This is a genomic window from Acinetobacter bohemicus ANC 3994, assembly GCF_000367925.1.
Classification (GTDB): Bacteria; Pseudomonadota; Gammaproteobacteria; order Pseudomonadales; family Moraxellaceae; genus Acinetobacter; species Acinetobacter bohemicus.
Genome location: NZ_KB849176.1, coordinates 668,308 through 684,334, shown reverse-complemented (window position 1 = coordinate 684,334; position 16,027 = coordinate 668,308). Strand labels below are relative to the sequence as shown.

At 39.1% G+C, this 16,027-nt stretch carries 13 protein-coding genes and 1 pseudogene; 8 read left to right on the top strand and 6 right to left on the bottom strand.

The genetic code is table 11. The features are described from left to right. Position 1: 1 nt before the first annotated feature. Both F994_RS15980 and F994_RS15975 read left to right on the top strand, forming a co-directional pair. Positions 2 to 997 (top strand): ABC transporter substrate-binding protein, encoded by a 996-nt coding sequence (locus tag F994_RS15980; RefSeq protein ID WP_004651654.1) that lies wholly within the window; start codon positions 2 to 4, stop codon positions 995 to 997. A 175-nt stretch (positions 998 to 1,172) separates the two neighbouring features. Then, a complete protein-coding gene (locus F994_RS15975; RefSeq protein WP_004651653.1) occupies positions 1,173 to 3,245 on the top strand; it encodes a TonB-dependent receptor plug domain-containing protein in 2,073 nt (690 codons plus the stop codon). A gap of 243 nt (positions 3,246 to 3,488) precedes the next feature. Here F994_RS15975 and F994_RS15970 read toward each other — a convergent pair whose 3' ends face one another. Then, positions 3,489 to 3,758: a hypothetical protein gene (locus tag F994_RS15970; RefSeq protein WP_004651652.1), complete on the bottom strand. Its 270-nt coding sequence runs from the start codon at positions 3,756 to 3,758 to the stop codon at positions 3,489 to 3,491. Between the two features lie 575 nt (positions 3,759 to 4,333). On the opposite strand from F994_RS15970, the gene mdh reads away from it, so the two are divergent. Both mdh and F994_RS15960 read left to right on the top strand, forming a co-directional pair. Next, positions 4,334 to 5,548 (top strand): iron-dependent methanol dehydrogenase, encoded by a 1,215-nt coding sequence (gene mdh, locus F994_RS15965; RefSeq protein WP_004651650.1) that lies wholly within the window; start codon positions 4,334 to 4,336, stop codon positions 5,546 to 5,548. 158 nt (positions 5,549 to 5,706) lie between these two features. Next, a complete protein-coding gene (locus tag F994_RS15960) occupies positions 5,707 to 6,675 on the top strand; it encodes an alpha/beta hydrolase (RefSeq protein ID WP_004651649.1) in 969 nt (322 codons plus the stop codon). A 22-nt stretch (positions 6,676 to 6,697) separates the two neighbouring features. Here F994_RS15960 and F994_RS15955 read toward each other — a convergent pair whose 3' ends face one another. Beyond that, the gene (locus F994_RS15955; RefSeq protein WP_004651648.1) at positions 6,698 to 7,879 is read right to left on the bottom strand and encodes a sigma-54-dependent transcriptional regulator family protein; all 1,182 of its coding nucleotides are present in this window, start codon (positions 7,877 to 7,879) and stop codon (positions 6,698 to 6,700) included. A 201-nt stretch (positions 7,880 to 8,080) separates the two neighbouring features. On the opposite strand from F994_RS15955, the gene exaC reads away from it, so the two are divergent. The 3 genes from exaC to F994_RS15940 all read left to right on the top strand — a co-directional run bounded on the left by exaC (position 8,081) and on the right by F994_RS15940 (position 11,219). Beyond that, on the top strand, positions 8,081 to 9,592 hold the full coding sequence (exaC, locus tag F994_RS15950; protein WP_004651647.1) for an acetaldehyde dehydrogenase ExaC: 1,512 nt from the start codon (positions 8,081 to 8,083) through the stop codon (positions 9,590 to 9,592). A gap of 226 nt (positions 9,593 to 9,818) precedes the next feature. Further along, positions 9,819 to 10,538, top strand: a complete 720-nt coding sequence (locus F994_RS15945; protein WP_004651646.1) for a glutamine amidotransferase — start codon at positions 9,819 to 9,821, stop codon at positions 10,536 to 10,538. Positions 10,539 to 10,598: 60 nt separating this feature from the next. Continuing rightward, the gene (locus tag F994_RS15940; RefSeq protein WP_004651644.1) at positions 10,599 to 11,219 is read left to right on the top strand and encodes a threonine export protein RhtC; all 621 of its coding nucleotides are present in this window, start codon (positions 10,599 to 10,601) and stop codon (positions 11,217 to 11,219) included. Between the two features lie 111 nt (positions 11,220 to 11,330). On the opposite strand, the gene F994_RS15935 is transcribed toward F994_RS15940, so the two are convergent. Continuing rightward, positions 11,331 to 11,534 (bottom strand): hypothetical protein, encoded by a 204-nt coding sequence (locus F994_RS15935; RefSeq protein ID WP_004651643.1) that lies wholly within the window; start codon positions 11,532 to 11,534, stop codon positions 11,331 to 11,333. Between the two features lie 241 nt (positions 11,535 to 11,775). Next, a complete protein-coding gene (locus F994_RS15930) occupies positions 11,776 to 12,354 on the bottom strand; it encodes a YceI family protein (RefSeq protein WP_004651642.1) in 579 nt (192 codons plus the stop codon). Positions 12,355 to 12,689: 335 nt separating this feature from the next. Here F994_RS15930 and F994_RS15925 point away from each other — a divergent pair. Continuing rightward, positions 12,690 to 13,079 (top strand): annotated as a pseudogene (locus F994_RS15925) (OsmC family protein); the annotation flags it as partial. Between the two features lie 419 nt (positions 13,080 to 13,498). Here F994_RS15925 and F994_RS15920 read toward each other — a convergent pair. Together F994_RS15920 and tkt are read right to left on the bottom strand one after the other, a co-directional pair. Next, positions 13,499 to 13,714 carry a hypothetical protein gene (locus tag F994_RS15920; RefSeq protein WP_004651640.1) on the bottom strand — a complete coding sequence of 72 codons (216 nt, stop codon included), beginning with the start codon at positions 13,712 to 13,714 and terminating at the stop codon, positions 13,499 to 13,501. Between the two features lie 164 nt (positions 13,715 to 13,878). Beyond that, positions 13,879 to 15,867 (bottom strand): transketolase, encoded by a 1,989-nt coding sequence (gene tkt / locus F994_RS15915; protein ID WP_004651639.1) that lies wholly within the window; start codon positions 15,865 to 15,867, stop codon positions 13,879 to 13,881. Positions 15,868 to 16,027 lie beyond the last annotated feature (160 nt).

The window sequence follows — 16,027 nt, the reverse complement described above, 5'->3', positions numbered from 1 at the left end:
CATGACAGATTTAGAAAAAACTCAAATCCAAATCGGCTACATTCCTCTGCTCGATTGTGTTGCCATTCTTTGGGCAAAGCAGCGTGGTTTTTTTGATGAAGTGGGTTTAGATGTCTCTTTGGTCAAGGAAGCCTCTTGGGCCAGTTTAAGAGATCGGCTGGCATTTGGCTTTTTGGATGCGGCACATTGTCTATCTGCCATGCTTCCTGCCGCAGCTTTGGGTGAAGACCAACTTGGCATTCCCTTACAAACCGCTTTAGTTTTAAGCCAAAATCGTGCATTTATTAGTTTGAGTCAAAAATTATGCTTTGAGCTCAATATTACGACACAAGATAACATGCAAGAATCGGCACAAAAAATAGTCACAGCCATCCTAGAACAAAAACCCATTCAATTGGCACATGTGTTTAAACAGTCGATTCATCATTATTGTTTAAGAGAATGGTTAGCATTGGTCAATTTTGATGTCGCACAAAACATCAAATTGGTCACACTTCCCCCTCCCTATATGGTTGAAGCTTTAAGCAATCATGTGATTGACGGTTTCTGTGTGGGTGAACCTTGGAATACGCAAGGTGAGTTAATCGGTGTCAGCCAAATTGTGGCATCGAGCCAAGACATTATGCCGAAAGTTGCCGATAAAGTTTTGGCAGTCACCTCCGATTGGGCTTTACAACATCCCCATACACACCGCGCTTTAACCCAAGCCATTCAAAAAGCACAACAAGAACTGAAATATTTAGATGACTATACGGAAGTTTGGCAAATGCTGATGGACTTCAACATTGTTCAATTCCAATGTTCCAATACTGTTCATGTACAAAAATTCCATTCTATTCAAAATATTATCCGTCATTTTGTCGATGATTCACCTCAGCCTAAAATTGAAGATTTTAAATGGCTGATTCAGCAAATGGTGAAATGGGACAAACTGATTATTAGTGAAACAGATCTCGAAAAAATGAGCCAAAACTGTATTTTATCTTTTCAAGCTTAAAATTTTAGCATTGCCTGAGTACGATTCATCACCACAACGTACTGAGGTTAAATGACTCATTTTCAGCATATTTATCCATAAAAATTACCTTTTATCTTTGGTTTCGCCATTTTCCTCAAATTTTCTTCACATTTGTACGTTATCTTACGCAAAATTACATACGGAACATCGAATAATGAAACGCATACAAGCGCGTTGGAAATTAAGTGCATTAAGTTGTGCATTATTCACCTTTATGTCCCCAACATGGGCTGCTGACAGTATTACAACGACAACAGACAGTGCGCCCTCTCAAGCCCAGCCAGTACAAACTTTGGCAACGTTAAAATTTGCAGCCACAGCCAATACAACGAAAGATCCTGACATCAGTGCCGTGGCGAAAACCATTGTCACGCGTGAGGAAATGCTGCAATTTGGTGATCAATCAGTCAATGATGCTTTACGCCGAGCCGCGGGTTTCCAGATGCCAACACCCGGACAAGGTCCACGAGGTGGTGGTGGTGCTTCAGGTATGCGTTTTCGTGGTGGCGGTGCACCGGTATTTTTAATTAATGGTGAAGCAGTTCAAGGTGGTCCACGTGGCGGAATGTCGATCGTTGATAGCTTAACACCCGACATGATTGAACGAATTGAAATTACCAAACAGCCGAGTGTGGCTCAAGCCTCTGTAGCATCTTCGGCAGTCATTAATATTATTTTAAAACAACCGCTTAATCATACACGTTTAAGCGGTAATGCCCGTGTCGGATATGGTTTGGCAAAATCAGATCAAAAAGAAGAAGAACGTAAAAATATTAGTGTGCAACTCGATGGTCGTGATAGTCCGTGGTTATATAGCCTTTCCGCCAATCAAATGTGGAATGATAGCACCTCGATCACCCAGACCCAAACCAGCACTCAGACACGTGAACAAAAACGGATGACACAACGCAAGTCGCAAATGTTGTCACCACGCCTTGAATATGAATTAGATGATCAACAAAAATTGGTTGCTGAATTATTCTATCGTAACAATGAAAGTGCGGGTGTTCGTGGCGACCAAGTTCAAAATGATCAAAATGACAGTCTCCGTTTAAACACACGTTACGAGCGTAAAGACCAAGGCAATTCAGATAAGCTGCGTCTATCCGTTGAACAACAAAATGAAACTGAATCGACTCAATCATCCTTATTAAACACCTATAGCGATGAACGCATCAATGAATACGCTATTGGCTATGATGGCGTTCGAAAGTTCAATGAAACTCGCCAACTTAAATTTGGTCTAGATGCACGTGCCAATGAACTCGACAGCAATGTCAGTCAAAGTTTAGATGAACAACTCTACGCACTGTATGCTGAAGGCAGTTGGAAATTTACAGACCGCCAAACGGTAACTTTGGGTGCTCGTCAAGAATGGATCAACCGTTCAGGTTTAGTTGAATATAGTGATCATCATTTAAGCCCTGTCTTGGCACACCGTTTTGACTTTAATGATACATGGTCATTACAAACCAATATTAGCCAAGCTTTCCTCAGTCCTAAAACAGATCGTTTATTACCGACCGTTTCGGTTTCTACCGATAGCGATGCAGGTAGCCTCAACAACCCAGATCGTGGTGGTAACCCTAATTTACGTCCTGAAAAAATTACCGCATTTGAATCGACTTTAGGCTACAACACGCCATCAGGCGGTATCAATATCACAGCATATCAACGTAAAATTGAAGACTACATCGAAAAAGTCATTCGTCAGGAAGGTTCACGTTTTGTAGAGCGTCCACAAAATCAAGACAATGCCACCACGTATGGCGTTGAAATTTCGGGTCGCTATGCACTAAAACAAACCAAACGGGGAAATTCATTCATGCTGAATGGACAACTCTCTACGGTACGCGCCAAAGTTGAGGATGAAAACCATCAACAACGCTTAGTCAGTGATGTTGCACCATATACTGCAAGTGCAGGCTTATCCTATAACTATCAGCCTTGGCAGCTTGCAACCAGTGTCAATTTGAACTATGTGCCTGAATTTACCCGTGCTTTGGATAATCAACCCTATAATCGCACCAGCAATGAACGGGTGAATATGGATATCAGTATCACCAAACGCTTTACCGATGGTTGGGCGACCACACTTAATGCACGGAATATTTTAAGTACAGATTATAAAGAGCGCTTAACCGATCAAACTGATGGCAGTCTGTATGAGTCACGAATCAATCAAGCCATTCCAAGTGTTTTAATCACCCTAGAAAAGAAATTCTAAACATTAAAACCGGTGTAAATGCACCGGTTTTTTTTCATCAATAGATGTGTATTTTTAACGCTGTTTAAGAAGCACGGATGGTGAGATTTAATCAAAAAAAAACGTCAAATGAATGGGCTTCATTTTATTCAAAAAATTAATATTCGTATGTTGGATATAATATTTTTTTAGCTTAAAACATGCATATTTGATGCAAAAAACTGACGACTTGATCTGATATAAACTATGCATTTATTATTTCATTTACAATTTTTTAAGTAAACTCGCAATGCGTAAGGTGTGTTGCTTATTGCCTTTTTGTTCCATGACTTTATGCTCTACCCACCATAAATATTCAAAAATTTCAGACTCACTTGAATGATCGCGAATCATTTTAAAAATTTTCGGCAAATAATCCTCATACTCATCTCGCATTGAAGGATTGCGGCAAATTCCTAAAGGATCCCATTCATTAAGTAAAACTTTATGTATTCCATACAATAATATTGCATCTTTATTATGTGCAACGTCCATACCCACCCCTTACTAATTTAATATAAAAATCAGATGTATATAATATTATTTATTCTACGAATTATGGTCAATTGATTCAAAAACGTAGCGAGCTATATTACATCTTCAAATTTTCTATTATTTCTAAAGCCATGATTTTTTAAATCATCAATCACAGTAAAATTTTTATCCTTTATAAAATATAATTCCAGTCCCTCATTTTTTTAATCGTTCATTTTAATCGAAATTGAGTTGCTCTAAGAATAACATAAAAGAAAGTAGGCTTTTAAAACAGTCATGATAAATTTATGATTTTCGATCATGGACTCAAAGCATGAGGTATGTATTTTCATTCGTTTGGCATATTGATCACGCTTTAAATCGCTAAAAATTATTCTAATGAATCACAATTTTCATGTTGCCATACCTTCAATCAATCTCTATTTTCTTATCCCGTTATCATTAAAAAATACATTTAAAATCAATATTTTTTTAATGGTAGGTGTTTGGTAGGTAGGATTATTTCTCTGTTCATTTGATACTCAATTTACGGTGAGGGTCACCGATAACATAATGATGGTAGAAGGAATCGCACCATGGCTTTTAAAAATATTGCAGATCAAACAAACGGTTTTTATATTCCTTGTGTTTCTCTTTTTGGTCCAGGTTGTGCCAAAGAAATTGGTGCTAAAGCACAAAATTTAGGTGCAAAAAAAGCGCTCATTGTGACAGATGCAGGGCTTTTCAAATTTGGGGTTGCTGACACCATTGCTGCCTACCTAAAAGAAGCAGGCGTTGATTGCCACATTTTCCCGGGCGCAGAACCTAACCCAACCGATATTAATGTACACAATGGTGTTCAAGCCTACAATGAACAAGGCTGTGACTTTATCGTGTCTTTAGGTGGGGGTTCATCGCATGACTGTGCCAAAGGTATTGGCTTGGTTACTGCGGGTGGCGGTCATATCCGTGACTATGAAGGCATTGATAAAAGCACCGTTGCAATGACACCGCTCATTGCCATCAACACTACGGCGGGTACCGCTTCAGAAATGACACGTTTCTGTATTATCACCAATACTGACACCCATGTAAAAATGGCAATTGTCGATTGGCGTTGTACCCCGCTTATTGCAATTGATGATCCTAAGTTAATGGTTGCAAAACCAGCAGCACTGACAGCAGCAACAGGTATGGATGCACTGACTCATGCCGTTGAAGCTTATGTATCCACTGCGGCAACGCCAATTACCGATGCTTGTGCTGAAAAAGCAATTACCATGATTAGTGAATGGCTAAGCCCTGCTGTTGCCAATGGTGAAAACCTTGAAGCACGTGATGCAATGAGCTATGCACAATATCTGGCTGGTATGGCATTCAACAATGCATCTTTAGGTTATGTACATGCGATGGCACACCAATTGGGTGGTTTCTACAATCTGCCTCACGGTGTCTGTAATGCCATTTTACTTCCGCATGTATGTGAATTTAACCTGATTGCTTGTCCTGATCGTTATGCCAAAATTGCACAATTAATGGGTGTCAACACTGCTGGACTAACCGTAACAGAAGCAGCTTATGCAGCGATTGATGCCATTCGTGAATTATCAGCATCGATTGGTATTCCTTCAAGCTTGTCGGAACTTGGCGTGAAAGAGCAAGACCTGAGTGTGATGTCTGAAAATGCACAAAAAGATGCCTGCATGTTAACCAACCCACGCAAAGCAACACATGCTCAAGTGGTCAGTATCTTTAAAGCAGCATTAAAGGCAAATGCTCCAGTGGTCGATATTTTTAAAGCAGCGGTGTAAGTTTTCTCTCCCTATTTAACTGCACTATTGAACAACCTATATTCCCTCTTGATTAAAGAGTAAGAATATAGGTTGTTTTTTCATCTTATTTTCATTTGACAAATTCAGGCTCATCATGAAGGATAATAGAAAATTCATAATTCCAAATGAGCAGAACAATGACAAAACAAATTACCGAACCACTTTATCAACTTGATGTACTGGGTTTAGGTTATGAACAAACCACCTTAAATTTCCCTGACGATTATGAGGGACAAGTCACCGCGACTTTAGTCCGTAAGAAAGCCGAACAATCCACATCAAAAGCCGTTTTATATATTCATGGCTTTATCGATTACTTTTTTCAAACTGAAATGGCGGAACAATTTAACCAACACGGTTTCGACTTTTATGCACTCGACTTACGCAAATATGGGCGCTCTCATCTGCCCCATCAAAAATATTATAACCTGCGCGAGATTGCTGAATATGATGCTGAAATCACCGAAGCACTGGATATCATTGCTGCGGAAAGACACGATACTGTACTGCTGTGTGGACATTCTACCGGTGGATTAACCACAACTTTATATGCGGCACATCATCCTGATCATCCGCTGATTAAAGCACTTTGGCTAAATAGCCCTTTTTACGACTTCAATATGCACCCGATCAAGAAGAAATTAGGGGTTCCCAATTTAAGTCGTGTGGGTAAAATTTGCCCCGATTTAAAATTTCCAAGTGAACTGAATAAATGGTATGTGGCAAGTTTGCACAAAAGCATGCATGGTGAATGGGACTTTAATCTGGAATGGAAACCAGCCTCTTACCCGATGGTTCGACTTAGTTTTGTACGGGCAATTTTTGAAGCGCAAAAAGAAATCCATCAGGGCGTCCAGCTGAATATCCCTGCTTTGGTCATGCATTCACATCAAACCAAAAACCCAAAAAAATGGCATAAAGATGCACAAAATAGTGATGTGATTTTGAATGTAAAACATATTGAAAAATATGCCAAAAAAATCAAAGGTGATGTCACTGTCAACAAAATACACAATGGCTTACATGACTTGGTTTTATCTGAAAAATCTGTCCGTGAAAATGTCTACCAACAACTCTTTGCATGGCTAAAACAAAAAGGTCTGTAAATTCAATTTGTCCTTTTCAGGATTAATCATCTTTATATTTCAGTAAGGTTTGATGCACAGGATGCGTTTTTGGCATAAGTTCAATTAAACGCTCTACAGCATCAATCGCTTCTGGAAAACGCGCCACATGTTTCAGCAGGACATCGGTTTCATTGGCTTTAAAAATAGCATCACTTAAACGTGACTCCAAGCAGTCACGCCATGCACATAAAAAAGGACTTTCCGTTTTTGCTAAGAACACGCCCGTACAGAGTTTTAAAGCAGAATCGATATAGCCTGCATCTAAGGATTGTTCTGTCAGTAAAAAATCAGCTTCTACATGCGCCAGTAAACGATAAGGTCGAGAACCCAACATACCACCTAAAATATCGCGTAATTGTGACATTTCCGCCTTTAAGGTTCCCATGCTCACTTTTCTTTCGCCATATAAAGCCTGATGCAGCGTATCTAAACTTAGACCTTGAGGGCATAGCGCTAAAATCGTTAAAATTTCAATTTGACGCGGTGTCAGCACCAAAATTTTGCCATTGAACAATATTTGCGGCACGGAAAACGCCCGAATAAACAATTGCTGTTTTTGATGTTCAATCAAAGCGGATTGAATAATCGATGCGCAACGTTCCGCGGCAAGCAAGCCCAAACTATTATGCTTTTGCCATAGCGTTGATAAATCAATCACGCCTAAAACTTGTTTCGAATAGGGATCAATAATCGGGGCGGCATAACAAACCCAATCATGAATAGAGGACATAAAATGTTCATTGGAAAATACACAGCTCGATTGCTGGGTTTTTAACGACAAAGCCAAAGCATTGGTGCCGACCAACTCTTCTCGCCATTGCCCACCTTCAATAAAATGCACACTCTCTGCTGCACTTTGCATTTGTGGACTTGAAGCCGTCCAAATGATGGTACTACCGATATCCCCGACGGCCAGCACCATGGAGGATTGTTCAGCGATATGTTTTAAATCTTGCGCGCAATGGCGCAGCGCATGTTCCAAAGCAGTGGGATAAGTTTCTTTTTGTAAATGGACCAAGGGTGCAGCTGAACGGTCTTTGGGAATTTCAGCAGATGTTGAGCGTTGCCAAGAACTGACAATGCTTTCCCCTAACTGTTCGGCATGCAATGGAGACAGACTGCTACTTTGTCTAAACTGATCAATCTTCTGTCTTTTTTGCATTAAATTCTGTTTTGTCATCATTCCTTATTCTCTCAACAATTCATGATTTACATCCACTGTAATACCTATTCTTTTATGATCAATGAAAAAGATTGTAAACCTTCTTGTATCCAACCTTTCTCCAACCTTGTGCAGAGTATGCTAATCAAATAATGTGCAAAAGTACCTTATACCAAAGCTGTAGATGCAGCTTTAAACACTAATAAGCAAAGGAAGATACATATGCGTTACGTCGATCCTAATCAATCTGGTTCAAAAGTTCAATTTAAAGCTCAATATGAAAACTTCATTGGTGGACAATGGGTAGCACCAGTGAAAGGTGAATACTTTGACAACATTTCTCCTGTCGACGGTAAAGTATTCACTAAAATTCCACGTTCAAGTGTTGAAGATATTGAACTTGCACTTGATGCTGCACATAACGCCAAAGCACAATGGAGCAAGTCTTCTGCTACAACGCGTTCGAATATGCTGTTAAAAATTGCAGACCGCCTAGAAGCCAATTTAGAACTTTTGGCTGTGGCTGAAACTTGGGACAATGGTAAACCTGTACGTGAAACCTTAGCTGCTGACATTCCTTTAGCCATTGACCATTTCCGCTACTTTGCAGGCTGTATCCGTGCGCAAGAAGGCGGTATTTCAGAAATTGATGAAGATACAATTGCTTACCATTTTCATGAGCCTTTAGGTGTGGTCGGGCAAATTATCCCGTGGAACTTCCCTATTTTAATGGCGACTTGGAAACTTGCACCAGCATTGGCTGCGGGTAACTGTATTGTTTTAAAACCTGCTGAACAAACACCTGCCAGTATTCTTGTTTTGGTCGAACTCATTCAAGATTTACTCCCTGCTGGCGTGTTAAATATCGTGAATGGTTACGGTGTTGAAGTGGGTCGCCCTCTGGCAACCAATCCGCGTATTGCCAAAATTGCATTTACTGGTTCAACAGCTGTTGGTCAGCAAATTATGCAATATGCGACTGAAAACATTATTCCTGTAACGCTTGAATTGGGTGGTAAATCTCCAAACATCTTCTTTGAAGATATTATGGACAAAGATGATGAATTCCTAGACAAAGCACTCGAAGGTTTTGCAATGTTTGCCTTAAACCAAGGTGAAATTTGTACTTGCCCTTCACGTGCACTGGTTCAAGAAAGCATTGCTGATAAATTCCTTGAAATGGCGGTTGAACGAGTAAAACGTATTAAGACTGGACATCCACTTGATACCGATACCATGATTGGTGCTCAGGCTTCTCTAGAGCAACAAGAGAAGATTTTAGGTTGTATCGCAACAGGTCGTGCTGAAGGCGCTCAAGTGCTTACAGGTGGTGGTGACCGTCAGGAAGTGGGTCAAGGTTTCTATATTGAACCAACCATCTTTAAAGGCGATAACAGCATGAAAATCTTCCAAGAAGAAATTTTTGGCCCTGTACTTTCTGTAGCAACCTTCAAAGATTATGATGAAGCGATTAAAATTGCCAATGACACCATTTATGGTTTAGGTGCTGGGGTTTGGTCACGTTCTACGCATACGGCTTACCGTGCGGGTCGTGCGATTGAAGCGGGTCGTGTATGGACAAACTGCTACCATATTTATCCTGCTCATGCCGCATTTGGTGGTTATAAAAAATCAGGGATTGGTCGTGAAAACCATAAAATGATGCTCGATCATTACCAACAAACCAAGAACTTGCTGGTAAGTTATTCAACTAAGGCAATGGGTTTCTTCTAACATCATATAGCTCAAATACCCAAAAGCGAACTTCGGTTCGCTTTTTTTATTTTATGTCCCTCATCCTCAAAAATATGTTTATTTTAATCCTAAACAAAATGAATGACTGTGTCCAAGCTCGAATCTAAAACTGCGAAATATTCATCAAACTATTTACATTAAAATCTTCATTTTTCTCTTTATTCAAGTTAGATTTCTACTATTCTCAATCTTTTGAATAATTTGTATGACAACAACAGCTCCAGACTTTCCAGACACCATTTATGCCATTCAACACCTTGCCTTTGAAGATTTAGGCGCACTTGAAGATGTCTTTTATCAATTAGGCTATCGGGTCCGTTATTTTGAAGCGGGTGTAGATGACTTAACAAAAGCATTTCAGCATAAAGGCTTAACCATTATTTTAGGCGGGCCAATCGGGGTTTATGAGTCGGATGACTACCCTTTCCTACAAAAAGAAATAGACTTACTTAAAGAGCGTTTAAAGCAAAATTTACCCACCATCGGAATCTGTTTAGGTGCTCAACTGATTGCCCATGCCTTAGGTGCCAAAGTCTATGCAGGACATCAAAAAGAAATTGGGTGGAGTACGCTCAAGATATCTGATACAGAAAACAATTTACTTTCTACTTTGATAGATACGCCTGTACTGCATTGGCACGGCGATACTTTTGATTTACCTGAAAATACAACTTTATTGGCCAGTTCTGATCTGTATCCCAATCAGGCATTTACGCTTGGTAAGAATATACTCGCCTTACAATTCCATGTAGAAGTTGCTGCGGACAGCTTAGAAAAATGGTTGATTGGTCATACCTGTGAATTACGACATGCCCATATCGACATCACAGCACTGCGGGAAGATAATCAGCGGTATGCCTCTGCGCTAGAACAAGTTTCGGGTAAAATTATTCAACAGTATCTTATGCAAATTGAAGCAAAATAAACTGTACAATTACCGTATTCATCTTTATAAAAGTGTCATCTTTCATAATAAGACCATACGATGACACTTTTTCTTGGGATTGCCCTGATTCATTTTTTTGCCCTGCTAAGTCCGGGGCCAGATTTTTTCTTTGTCAGTCAAAGTGCCATTCGTCAATCCAGATCACATGCAATGTTTGCAGCCTTAGGCATCTCGCTGAGCATTTTAGTCTGGGCTATTTGTGCCATCAGTGGCTTACACTTCCTGTTCCAAAAAATTGCATGGTTACAACAAGCGCTGGTGATTTTAGGGGGACTTTACCTGTTCTATCTGGGGATACAATTATTTAAATCGGCGTTTAATCAACAAACTTCGGTACAACAACTCGCAACAGCTATACCAAAATCCAAGCTCACTTTATTGTTACAGGGCTTTTTCACCAATATGGCGAACCCTAAAGCATTGGTCTATTTTAGTAGTGTTTTTTCCTTGGCCATTAATGCAGACATGCCTTTAACCACACAAAGCTCATTACTTGCCTTAATCTGGCTTGAAAGCTTAATTTGGTTTGCCTTAGTCGCTTATTTATTTTCATGGCATAAAATGAATGCTGCCTACCAGCGTTTAAGTCAATGGATTGACGGACTGACGGGTGGAATTTTTATTAGCTTTGGCTGTTACCTCATTTTAAATCGTGATTAAAACATTCATCCTTAAAAAAAAGCACCCTTCAAATAAGACTAAAAATGTCCAATTTAAAGGGTGCTGTTCAACTTAATCAGCTTAAATTAAAACCGATATCATTTTAAATTTTTATTCATGTACAGAAACGCCCAATTCCTGATCTTTAGCCAAAAACACCGATATTAAAATAGGCACGGCAAGAATAATAGGAAAAGTGAAGATCCATAATACAACCGTTGTTTCCCCTGAAAATAAAAAATGAATAACAAGTGCAGCTAATACTAAAACAAAGGCAAGAACACTAACGAATCGAATTACAAAATTTTGAGGCATTTTTTTTTGCTCACATAGGATTCTAACAGTGTCTTTAAGTATATACCTTATGCTTTCTTTTTGTTATATGGCACGACTAAGTGATTTTGATTTTTAATAAAAAAACAATTTTTATGATCAATGATTAAAAAATTTATCATAAGAATTAAATGCTTTTTGTGTTCTACATCCAAAAAATATGCCACCTTACTATAAACAATAGAAAGGTGGCATATTGCTATAAATAATTGTATTTAAATAATTATTTAGGTACTGACGCTTCAGTTGTGATATTTACTGTAATTTTATCACCCACGTTCGGAACATAAGCACCTATGCCAAATGCTGAACGATCAAATGAAGTGGTTGCATTAAAACCAATAGACTCAGCTTTAGTCATTGGATGTACGCCTTGTTTATTCAAGACTGCATCTAAAATTACAGGTTTAGTCACATCTTTCACTGTCAGGTTACCAGTGATTTTGTATTTGTTTTTACCTAAAGCTTGAACTTTAGTACTTTTAAATGTGATGTTTGGATACTTGGCTGCATCAAAAAAATCTGCTGTTTTTAAATGCTCATCCAATGCTTTTACATTCGTATTTAAACTCGATAAAGGAATAGTCACATTAACAGATGAATTTGCAGGTTTTGCATTATCGACATTAATTGTACCTTGAATGTCGCTAAAGTTCGCAGATGGTGTAGAAAAACCAAAATGGTTCCAAGCAAATACAGTTGCTGTATGAGTTGGATCAATTTGATATGCAACTGGTTTTGCCAACGACAAAGTTGCAACAGATGCTACGGCCAAACCTAAAGTTATTGCTTTAAAATTCATGTGTTTTTATCTCGCTTCGGAATGATTGTTAGTGTATACGTTTCCCATCTTAATTCACTGATATAGATAAAACGATATGTTGCAAGAATAGAACAATCCCTATATTTGGCTTTAAAAATTTAAAACAAAATATGAATAACACAATGATAATAATAGAAAAATACTCTATTTTTTATACTCTAGCGAATATAGAAAGCTTATTTTTTCAATCTTTTATTCATCATTTAAGAATGATTTAATACAAAAAACAAACAGTCTTAACGTGATATAAAGCATTGTATAACAATATCTATTTCAAAAAAGAAGCTGTAATTCTAATGATCCATAGTGCATAAGCTCAAAGTACAACCACACCGTATCGCGTTACCCTCACTGATCCATCAGGTCATCTCTGGTATGTCGATGAACCAACGTCAAAAGGTGGACAAGATAGCGCACCAAACCCAATACAACTTTTACTTTCGGCTTTAGGGGCTTGTACAACGGTCACTTTGCAAATGTATGCCGATCACAAAGACATTCAACTAGAACATGTACAGGTCGATTTGGCTTTAAATCCAAATGCAGAACAAGAAGCAGGCCAAAACAATATTGTGCGTAAAATTACCCTAAAAGGTGATTTCACTGAAGATCAACATAAACGATTATTGAAAGTTGCTGAAAATTGTCCTGTCCACAAATTATTGACTTCAAATATTCAGATTCAGACTGAATTAACAACTTAGCAAATGCGTTGTCTCAAATAATAAAAGCCCCAAAAGTGTAATGCCAGTCAGTTAAGGAGTTTTGTAATAGACTCCTTAACTTTTTAGTTCTTCACGACGAAGTCTTATATTTTAAATCAAATACTTGGAGCTCATCTATTACTTTGGATAAGCCCAAATGAGAATCCTCAAAATATATTTTGAGTTCGCAAGAAAAGCATCTTGCGGCGCAGTGCGCCTCACCGCAAAACTCGTCAAATCCCTTTTATTGATTAATAAATCGCAAAAACTGTACTTTTCCAAAGTAGTCTTGCCTCGAACAGTTGCGGATGACGTTTCCGCGTATCGAGTAACATCATGAATTTAAAAAATAAAATGCCAGTCAATTTCTTAACTGACTGGCATTACCTAAAAGGGGCTTTTTTAAGATGCTTAATCTTTTATAACTTCTCAACCAACACACGATCAATCTGCTTAAGACCTGTATGTTTTTCATGGTTTTGTCGACGAACTTTGATGACTTTCTCTTCATCTAAGTCTTTCAACATCAACACGACTGCCATCATGGACTCAAGTGGAATGTCTTGACCAATCCACTTCTGTTCGCCAGCGTCCATTAGGGTAATTTCGTCATTAATCTGGTTATAAAGGCTCATATTTTCCTCACTTATGCTGAATAAATGCCATCTCAAAATGAATACTCAATGAATGGCATCACTATATACTTATTGGTACAAACTACTAGAACAATATCGTTAAAAATTCATCTCAATAAAAACGCTCCAATTGGAGCGTTTTTTAACAAGCTAAATTTTTTCGATTAAGCTGTAATTTCTTTTACCGCTGCAACAACCGCATCAGTGGTGATACCAAAGTGTTGGTACAAGTCTTTTGCAGGTGCAGATTCGCCATATGTGGTCATACCAATCACACGACCATCAAGACCGACAAATTTCCACCAGTAATCGACATGCGCAGCTTCTACAGCAACACGTGCACGGATGTTGGCAGGAAGAACGGCTTCACGGTAAGCCGCATCTTGTTTAACAAATTCTTCAGCACACGGCATAGAAACAACACGCACACCTTCAAGCTGTGCATAGGCTTCCATCGCCAATGAAACTTCAGAACCCGTTGCAATAATGATTGCTTTTAATTCGCCTTTTTCTTTAGCCAATACATAACCACCTTTAGCAACATCAGCAATTTGAGCATCAGTACGCGCTTGGAATGGTAAGTTTTGACGAGAGAAGATCAACGCAGTTGGACCTTCAGCACGAATTAATGCAGATTTCCAAGAAATTGCTGCTTCAACGGTGTCACATGGACGCCATGTATTTAAGTTTGGCGTACCACGTAAAGAAGCAATTTGTTCTACAGGTTGATGCGTTGGGCCATCTTCACCTAGACCAATTGAGTCATGGGTATATACATGAATCACACGTTGTTTCATCAATGCAGACATACGTACTGCATTACGTGCATATTCCATAAACATCAAGAATGTTGCGACGTAAGGAATGAAACCACCGTGCAGTGCAACACCATTGGCAATGGCAGTCATACCGAATTCACGAACACCGTAATGCACGTAGTTACCGGCAGGATTATCCTGAACGCCGACACAACCTTTCCAAAGGGTTAGGTTAGAACCAGCAAGGTCAGCAGAACCACCTAAAATTTCAGGAAGTAATGGACCAAAGGCTTGAAGTGCATTTTGGCTGGCTTTACGTGTTGCAATCGTTTCAGCTTTTGCATTTACTTCAGCAATATAAGCATCGGCTTGAGCAGCAAAAGTAGCCGGCAATTCACCGCTTACACGACGTTTAAGTTCAGCAGCTTCTGTTGGATATTTTGCAGCATAAGCAGCAAAAGTTTCATTCCAAGCAGCTTCAGATTTCGCACCTTTGTCTTTCGCATCCCACGCTGCATAAATATCAGCAGGAATAACAAATGCTTCTTCAGTCCAGCCTAAAGCTTGACGCGTTAATGCGATTTCATCATTACCTAGCGGCGCGCCGTGGCAATCTTCTTTACCTTGTTTATTTGGTGAGCCTAAACCAATAATCGTTTTACAGATGATCAGTGTTGGTTTGGTAGTTTCAGCTTTTGCTTCCAAAGTTGCAGCGCGTAACGCATCAGCATCATGACCATCAACTTTAAGCACTTGCCAACCGTAAGCTAAGAAACGTTGCTCTGTATCGTCAGAGAACCAACCTTCTACTTCGCCATCAATTGAAATGCCGTTGTCATCATAGTAAGCAACCAGTTTGCCTAGACCTAAAGTCCCTGCCAATGAACATGCTTCATGAGAAACACCTTCCATTAAACAACCATCACCCAAGAAACAGTAAGTGAAATGGTCTACAACCGATAAGTCATCTTTGTTAAATTGAGCTGCTAAGGTTTTCTCAGCCAACGCAAAACCAACTGCATTTGCAATACCCTGACCTAAAGGACCAGTTGTAGTTTCAATACCCGGTGCATAACCTAATTCTGGGTGACCCGGCGTTTTTGAATGCAACTGACGGAATTGTTGTAAATCTGCAATTGAAAGGTCATAACCGGTTAAATGTAACAATGCATATTGAAGCATTGAGCCATGACCATTAGACAATACAAAACGGTCACGGTTCGGCCATTGTGGGTTTGTTGGGTTGTGATTTAAAAATTCACGCCATACCACATCAGCGATATCTGCCATCCCCATTGGAGCACCTGGATGTCCTGAATTTGCTTTTTGCACAGCATCCATGGCCAATACACGAATTGCGTTTGCAATACGGCGTTCGTTAAGCGGGGTTGTCATAGGTCAGAGTCCAACTAAATCGTTTAAAGAAGATGATGAATAGGAAAATTCAAAGCTGTGCGTATTGTCTTAAAAAAACAGCAAGGGGTAAAGCCTAATAGCCAACATTTCAACATTTATTCGTGGCTGTTGCTATTTTAATATAGGAATAGCTTATTTA

Bases quoted from the DNA above. Each gene is read 5' to 3' on its own strand.
- F994_RS15980 (WP_004651654.1), top strand. From the start codon at position 2: ATGACAGATTTAGAAAAAACTCAAATCCAAATCGGCTACATTCCTCTG.
- F994_RS15975 (WP_004651653.1), top strand. From the start codon at position 1,173: ATGAAACGCATACAAGCGCGTTGGAAATTAAGTGCATTAAGTTGTGCA.
- F994_RS15970 (WP_004651652.1), bottom strand. From the start codon at position 3,758: ATGGACGTTGCACATAATAAAGATGCAATATTATTGTATGGAATACAT.
- mdh (WP_004651650.1), top strand. From the start codon at position 4,334: ATGGCTTTTAAAAATATTGCAGATCAAACAAACGGTTTTTATATTCCT.
- F994_RS15960 (WP_004651649.1), top strand. From the start codon at position 5,707: ATGACAAAACAAATTACCGAACCACTTTATCAACTTGATGTACTGGGT.
- F994_RS15955 (WP_004651648.1), bottom strand. From the start codon at position 7,879: ATGATGACAAAACAGAATTTAATGCAAAAAAGACAGAAGATTGATCAG.
- exaC (WP_004651647.1), top strand. From the start codon at position 8,081: ATGCGTTACGTCGATCCTAATCAATCTGGTTCAAAAGTTCAATTTAAA.
- F994_RS15945 (WP_004651646.1), top strand. From the start codon at position 9,819: ATGACAACAACAGCTCCAGACTTTCCAGACACCATTTATGCCATTCAA.
- F994_RS15940 (WP_004651644.1), top strand. From the start codon at position 10,599: ATGACACTTTTTCTTGGGATTGCCCTGATTCATTTTTTTGCCCTGCTA.
- F994_RS15935 (WP_004651643.1), bottom strand. From the start codon at position 11,534: ATGCCTCAAAATTTTGTAATTCGATTCGTTAGTGTTCTTGCCTTTGTT.
- F994_RS15930 (WP_004651642.1), bottom strand. From the start codon at position 12,354: ATGAATTTTAAAGCAATAACTTTAGGTTTGGCCGTAGCATCTGTTGCA.
- F994_RS15920 (WP_004651640.1), bottom strand. From the start codon at position 13,714: ATGAGCCTTTATAACCAGATTAATGACGAAATTACCCTAATGGACGCT.
- tkt (WP_004651639.1), bottom strand. From the start codon at position 15,867: ATGACAACCCCGCTTAACGAACGCCGTATTGCAAACGCAATTCGTGTA.